5 protein-coding genes are annotated in these 6,772 nt (G+C 69.8%); 4 read left to right on the top strand and 1 reads right to left on the bottom strand.

Features of this window, described 5'->3' with window-relative positions; all coding sequences use genetic code 11:
* The first annotated feature begins 236 nt into the window (after positions 1–236).
* The 4 genes from E1258_RS28440 (at position 237) to E1258_RS28425 (ending at position 4,094) form a co-directional block, all read left to right on the top strand.
* A complete protein-coding gene (locus E1258_RS28440; RefSeq protein ID WP_132406546.1) occupies positions 237–476 on the top strand; it encodes a winged helix-turn-helix domain-containing protein in 240 nt (79 codons plus the stop codon).
* Positions 477–984: 508 nt separating this feature from the next.
* Entirely contained in the window at positions 985–3,174 is a 2,190-nt protein-coding gene (locus tag E1258_RS28435) for an EAL domain-containing protein (protein WP_132406544.1), read from the top strand.
* Positions 3,171–3,494 carry a hypothetical protein gene (locus tag E1258_RS28430; RefSeq protein ID WP_132406542.1) on the top strand — a complete coding sequence of 108 codons (324 nt, stop codon included), beginning with the start codon at positions 3,171–3,173 and terminating at the stop codon, positions 3,492–3,494. The genes E1258_RS28435 and E1258_RS28430 overlap by 4 nt, the downstream gene beginning before the upstream one ends.
* Positions 3,495–3,683: 189 nt before the next feature.
* A complete protein-coding gene (locus E1258_RS28425; RefSeq protein WP_132406540.1) occupies positions 3,684–4,094 on the top strand; it encodes a hypothetical protein in 411 nt (136 codons plus the stop codon).
* Between the two features lie 226 nt (positions 4,095–4,320).
* Here the strand turns inward: E1258_RS28425 and E1258_RS28420 are convergent, their stop codons facing one another.
* Entirely contained in the window at positions 4,321–6,648 is a 2,328-nt protein-coding gene (locus tag E1258_RS28420; protein WP_207919779.1) for a hypothetical protein, read from the bottom strand.
* Between the last annotated feature and the right edge of the window lie 124 nt (positions 6,649–6,772).

Below are 6,772 nucleotides of genomic sequence, written 5' to 3'. Positions count from 1 at the left end.
GCTGAGAACGGCCCGACCGTTCCGCCGCCGGGTTTGGAGGTGCGGCGGCGGAGCGGCCTGGTGGGCCGGGACGGGCGTGCACACCCGCCCCGACCAGGGAAGCGCCTCTGTCCTTGTTGCCACGCAAGGGGAGAGGCAGGAGCAAACTTAGCTGTCCCGGTCGTCTTAGTCAAACCCAGAGTTGTTGTTGCGTGTCCTTGCGTGATCGAATTGGCGTGCCACGCAGGGGGAAGGTCATGCCGATCACCGCCGACTACATCCGGATCGCCGACGAGATCGTCGCCGACGTCCGAGCTGAGAGGCTCAAGCCGGGCGACAGGCTGCCCTCGATCGCGCAGCTCGCCGCGACCTACGAGGTCAGCCCATCCACCGTCAAGCAGGTCTACGTGCGCCTGGAAGCGCTGCGAGTTATCTGGCGGCACCAGGGCAAGGGCGTCTTCGTGAACGATCCGAAGCTCTGGATGCGGGAACCGTAGGTAGCGAACCGGTTGCCGGCGTCTGGGGCTCCGGCCTCGACGTGCTCGCGCTCCTGTTCCCGCACGTCAATACAGCCTGACCAACCTGCAATTGCTCGAAGGCCCGGAGAACATCGCCAAGAAGGAGCGGATATCGGTGGAGTGGGCGGGGCCACGATGAGTCCCGACGCCTACACCAGTTTCCTCAGCTCAACGAGCTTCCCGGCCTTCCCGCCTCCCGGGACGACGGTCTCGGCTGGTGCGAACGCCGTCATCACCTCCTTGGTCGACGTCTCGCGAAACTGCTCGGCACGACGTGGCCGGGGCAGGAACAGCCGACGGGCCCGCCCGACTGAGTTGTTCCCTCGCCGCTGCGGGTCGATCGTGGCCCGCAACGGCGGGCCCGGAATGACGGGTATCCGACGCGGCGGTCAGATCAACGACCTTCGAGAAAGTCGATACCCTGACCGTGACCGCTGCTCTGATCGCGCGACATGGTCGCGGGTGGACCATCGTATGGGGGTTGTGAATGGCGCCGAGCCGGCGGCGGGCGGTCCTGATCGGGGTCAACCAGGCCGGGAATGACGTCCAGCTGCCCACCCTGCGGTACGCCGAACGCGACGTCCAGGCAGTCCGAGCGGTGCTGCTCGACGAGGAGATCGGCACCTTCGAGGAGACCGACATCCGGACGTACGTCGGCGCGGAGGCCACCTGGCCCAAGATCAAGGCCGGGCTCCGCGAGGTGGCGCTGGACTCCGGCCCCTCGGACGTGCTGCTCGTGTATTTTGCCGGCCACGCGCTGGTGCCCGAGTGGAGCCGGCAGCTCGACGCGTACCTCGTCACGGCCGACCTCGACCCGGCCGCCCTGCGCCGGGAGCCGGACAACGGCCTGCGGATGGCATTCCTCAAGCGGGACGTCTTCGAGACGTTCGCCGGCACGTCGTTCCTCATCCTCGACTGCTGCCAGGCCGGCACCTATCTCGACGCCGATCTGCGCCACACCGAGGCGATGCAGACCTACCGCACCCAGGTCGACCGGCACAGCGCGCTGCTGGCCTGCCGCAGCGGCGTGGCGGCGCGGGAGAGCGCCGAGCACGAGCACGGCGTGCTGACCCACCACCTGCTGCGCGCACTGCGTGGCGACGCCGCAGACGATCGGGGTCGGGTGTCGTTCGGCCAGATGGCCGCCTTCGTGGCCGAGCAGGGGCTCGAACCGCCGCCGGCGCAGCTCGTGCACATGTGGGGCCCGACCACCATCCTCACCCAGCCGCCGATGTCCCGGCACGAGCGCCGGTTGCTGAGTTCGCCGGCGAGCCCCGGCACCATTCTGCCCTGCAAGAGCCCGTTGGAAGACCAGTGCAGCTCGATCGTGCAGTTGCTCGGCCGGGTGTTCCGCTCCGAGGCGCACTCGGTGCCGACCTCTGGACCACGTGGGCGCGCCGAGCGGGCGGACATCATCCGGTACGCGCTGGACGCCCAGTCTGTGGCCGTGATGGAGTTCTCGGGCCCGACCCTGCGGGTCGCCGACTCCACGGCCCGATTCGATCGGGAGTCGCTGCGGTCGCTGCTGGAGCGAAGCTCCGCCGATGCTCTCCAGCACCGCACGTCGGTGCCGGGGCACGTCGTGGCGAACGACGCGGGCACCCGGATGCTCTGCGTTCCGCTCTCCTACGAGGACGACCGGGTCCTCGCGCTGGTCGTCGTCGACCCGGCCCTCGCGATGCTCGCCATGGGCGAGCCGCTCGCCGTCATGCTGCGTGCCCTGTGGGACTCCGACCTTGTCGGCGACCCGGTGCAGGCCGAGATGCAGGTGGTGACCGCCCTGCGTGCCGCGTTCGGCCGGCTCCCGCTGAACCTCTACGAGTACGCCTTCAGCCTCTACCAGAAGCTGATCGGGTCCATGATCATGGTGTTCCAGCCCGTCGTGGAGTTGGACCGGCGGCCGGCCGGCGTGAGCATCCACAGCTTCGAGGCCCTGGCCCGCCGTGGCGACAAGGAGGTCCGCGCGCCGCTGGGCGCCCTGCAGATGGCGCACGTCTGGGGCGACCGCTTCATCATCGAACGCGACTCGCTCCTGCTCGGCAAGGCGATCCGCTCGTACGCCGCCGCGGACGCGGACGCGCCCTGGCACGGCACCAAGCCGCTGTCGGTCAACGTCGCGGTCCGTTCACTGCTCAGCGCCTCGTACCTGAACCAGGTGAGCACGGCTCTCGCGGAGGCCGGCATGCACCCGCGGACGCTCACGCTGGAGATCTCCGAGCAGGACGCGATCCATCCCGGCCCGGGTGAGCGGTGGCCGCAGGAGCCGCTGGTCTACTTCCACCGGCGGCTCACCGAGCTGGCCCGGGCGCTGCGGATCAGCTTCGCGGTCGACGACTTCGGCGTCGGGTACGCCTCGCTCGCCCGAATGGCGGAGCTGCCGTTGACCCAGATCAAGGTCGACCGGGCAGTGCTGCACCATCCGCTGGCGGTGGAGGAACTCACGCTGGTGGCGCGGGTGGCCCGGCACGCGAGCGACCTGGGGCATGCTCCGACACCGCGGACGGTCATCGTGGAGGGCTTCGACGACGCGGCACCGGTGACCCTCAAGCAGATCTACGACCTGGACATCCACCACGTGCAGGGATTCTTTAGCGGTGCCGTCGCGTCGACGTCGCTGAACCAACTGGCTCAAGACGTTCGCGAGCGGATCGCGGGCCTGGTGAGAGGTGAAGAATGACCACCGTCAAGCTGCTGCTGCCGGCCGAGGTCCTCGAGGAGCTTGACCTACCGTACGAAGGCGTTCGCGACCTGTCGGCGATCACCCTCGCCGTCGACGGAACGGGTCTGCTGGCGAACCTCGCCACCCTTGCCGCGTTGCAGCCTCAACTGGGTGACCTCGTGGCCGCGATTCGCAACTGGCGGCTGCGGGATCCCCGCCCCACGGTGACGCTGACGGTGACGGGCCCGGGAATCGACCTGAAGCTGGAACTGCCGCGCAATGTCAGCCGGGCCCGGTTGCTGGAGCAACTCCGGCCGCTCCTGGAAGACGAGCACTGAATCGACCACCCGGACCAGCCTCAACAGCCTGCGGCACGAGGGCAACACAGCCGTCCGCCGATTTCGGGCAGACCTTGCCAGGTGGGTCGTGTAGGGCCGGCAGCTCCGCCTCTTCACGCCGGTCAAGCCCTCGGCACCTAGTGCCGTTGATCTGACTTCGCATTCCCAGTAGTGATGGAGAGAGTTTCGGTGATCAGCTCAGTCACGATCTGCAGCAGTTCGAAGTTCTACGACACCGCGCGGCGGGCCGAGGAAATTCTTCGTAAGGCCGGCCTGACCGTCTACACCCCCCGCTACGACTACAGCGAGGAGCAGGTGCGCGTCGGCGAGTCGGACAAGATTCGCCTCACCCGTGAGTTCCTCGACAAGGTCGCCAGTTCCGACGCCGTATTCGTCATCGCCAACGGCGGATACGCGGGAGTGAGCGTCTGTATCGAGGTGGGCTACGCCGTGGGCCAGGGCAAGGCCGTCGTGTTCTCCGAACAGCCGGCCGAGTTCGCCCTGCGCGCGTTGGCCGACGCGGTGGTGCCGGTAGACGAGATCGGTGACGCGGTGCGCCGGATCGACCGGGCCGCACCGCGCCCCGGAGGTCCCGCGTGATCGTGGACGCACGCACAGCGCGGTCGTCGCCGAGAGCACCCTCGGTGCGGTGGGCAGCATGTCTTCGCCCGCCCCCGCGCCGCTGCTCCGGGACCTCATCGACATCCCGGAGCACAAGTCCGCATGCTGCACGACCCGACCGGCTCGGCTCGCTGAGTGCCGGGCGTCGCGCCGCCCACGGGTCGCCGGACCGGCATCGTCGCCGGCCCGGCGGCCCGCCCGCGACTCACGTGCAGGGGCGCGCCCCCAGGTAGCTGCTGCCGTCGCCGCTGCCGCCCTCCGGGTCGAGGGCGTAGACGTGGATCTGGGTGCCGGGCGTGCACCCGGACAGCGTGAACCGGAAGCCGTGCACGCCGGTGATGCCGAAGTACGAGTTCACGTCCGGCCGGTTGGTCGCGGTCGGGAAGTCGCCCAGGTACGTTCCGACGCCCGCCGGCCCGCCCCGGTAGACGGCCACCGCCGACGAGGTACCCGGCTGGTCCGTGTCGACCGCCCAGCCCTCCACGGTGGACCCGGTGAGCAGCTCGAAGTTGCCGCGCGGCGGCGAGGTCCAGCGGAACACCCGGGTGTCGCCCGCGTTGAACGGCAGGTTCGCCAGCTGCGAGCAGGTGCGGCACATCTCGACGTCGCTGGGGTTCAGGGCGGTCTCGTACACCCGAGGCATGGCCTGCGGCAGCCGTACGGTCCGCACGCCTGTGGTGCCGGCGTGCACCATCAGCATGTTGCCGGCCGCCTCCACCGTGTCGCCGGCCGGGGCGAAGTGGTGCACCCCGGCGTCCTCGCTGATCTTGCGCAGCGCGGCCAGGGGTAGTCTGGGCGCGGCGGCGTACACCGACGTCCAGCTTCCGCCCGCGACGGGGATCGACTTGCGCGCCAGCGAGACCCCGCCCGCCTGGTACGTGCCCAGCGTCGTCGCGCCCGCGTCGGTGACGGTGAACCACGGCGTCAGCGGGTACGCCGGCCCGCCGCTCTGCCCGACGAACGAGTAGTTCTGCCCCAGGGCGGGCGTCCCGGTGCCCTTGGCGACCGTGATGCCGGTGAGCGCGGCCATCGAGGCGGTGGAGGCGGCCTGGTCGCCCTGCACGTACCCGGCGGCGTACAGCGACAGCACGGTGCGGCCGGGCGTCTTCAGTCTGGTGTCGATCGCCGCGCGTACCGTCGAGGACACCGCGTAGGCGTTGGGCAGGACGGCGAGCTTGATCGCGCTCAGGTCGAGGTTGCCCTTGGCCAGGTCGCTGAGCAGGTAGTGCCGCACGGGCGTGCCCAGCCGGGTCAGGTCGTCCACCAGGTTGGAGAGCTGGTCGCTGGCAAAGGCGTACGAGTTCTCCCCGGCGGGGGTCAGGGCGGGCTGGTAGTTGGCCGACACGTCGTCGACGAACACCGCGACCTGCGGCTGGTAGGCGTTCGCCCCGCCGTGCTGGATCTTGTCGGCGGCCCGGAACACCGACTGGAGGTTCGCCCACAGGGTTTCCGAGTCGCCGGTGCGCGCCGGGTCGCCGAACCAGCCGACCCCCTGCAGGTCCAGAAAGTGCAGTGCCCGGCCGCCGATCGCGGCGGTCGTCAGGTTGCGGCGCAGCAGGCGGATGCTGTCCCACAGGTTCGTGGCGGTCTGGAACGGGATCGGCTGGCAGTTCGTCGGCGCGCAGGCCAGCAGGGTGCGCGTGTCGTCCTCGTCCAGCCACAGCTTGTTGGCCAGCCGCATGGTGTCCGGCGGTCCCTGCTGGACGAAGCCGTTGCCCAGGCTCCGGCTGGCACCGTACGAGTAGGGCACGCCGATGATGTCCACGGACGGGCTGGCGACCAGCGTCGCCAGGTCGTTGCTTCCGCTGATCGCCAGCTCGGTGCGCAGGCCGTAGAGGTAGCCGTAGAACGTGGCGGTGAGGATGCGGTTGCCGGTCACCTGCTTGGCCTTGGCGAGCAGGCGGGTGATGGCCGCGACGTTGCGCGACGACATGTACTGGTTGTACTTGGCGGCCCGCAGCGAGTTGATGTCGGCGGGGTCCAGCACGGTGCCACGTGACGCCCCGGAGGCCGGTGGCGACTGGCCGGGCACGGCGTTGTTGCGTTCGGTGGGCGTGGCCGACCGGCAGCCCGGGACCAGGCTCGCCGGCAGGGCGCTCCACGCGCAGAAGCCGGACTCGGCGCTGCCGGAGTAGTCGTCGAGGTAGAACGAGTGCCGTCCGCGTGGGCCGGGCTGGGTGCCCGAGTCGTTGGTCCACGGGTAGAGCTGGCAGACCCGCACGCCGTCCGGGCCGGTGGCGCAGAGGTTCGGCGCGCCCCAGTCCAGCATCTTGTTGGTGGTGTCGTCGTAGCCGTACGGCCGGAAGAACCACTCGCCGCCGTTCTCGTAGGTGATCATCAACGCCATGACCCGGCCGGGGTACTGGGAGTCCATCCGCGTCAGCACCCGGGCGATCTGCTGTTCCTGGTAGGCCAGCCACGCCTCGCCGAGAGTCCACGGATGGCCCGCACCGTTCGTGTCGTCGCGCACGTTGCCCTGGAGGTCCTTCATCCGCATGGGCTCCGCGCCGGGCGGTGCGTCCTGGAGGTACATCCGCACCATGTCGTCTCACGCGTCCTCCCGAGGCTGTTTCTGACGGTGGGCGGGAGCGGCGGGGACGGGCGGGTCGCGACCACGGGATGCCCGGGTCGCGTCCCGCCCTCGGCCGGCGGAACAG

This window comes from Micromonospora sp. KC207 (assembly GCF_004348615.1).
GTDB lineage: Bacteria > Actinomycetota > Actinomycetes > Mycobacteriales > Micromonosporaceae > Micromonospora.
This window is presented reverse-complemented; position numbering and strand designations above follow the sequence as displayed.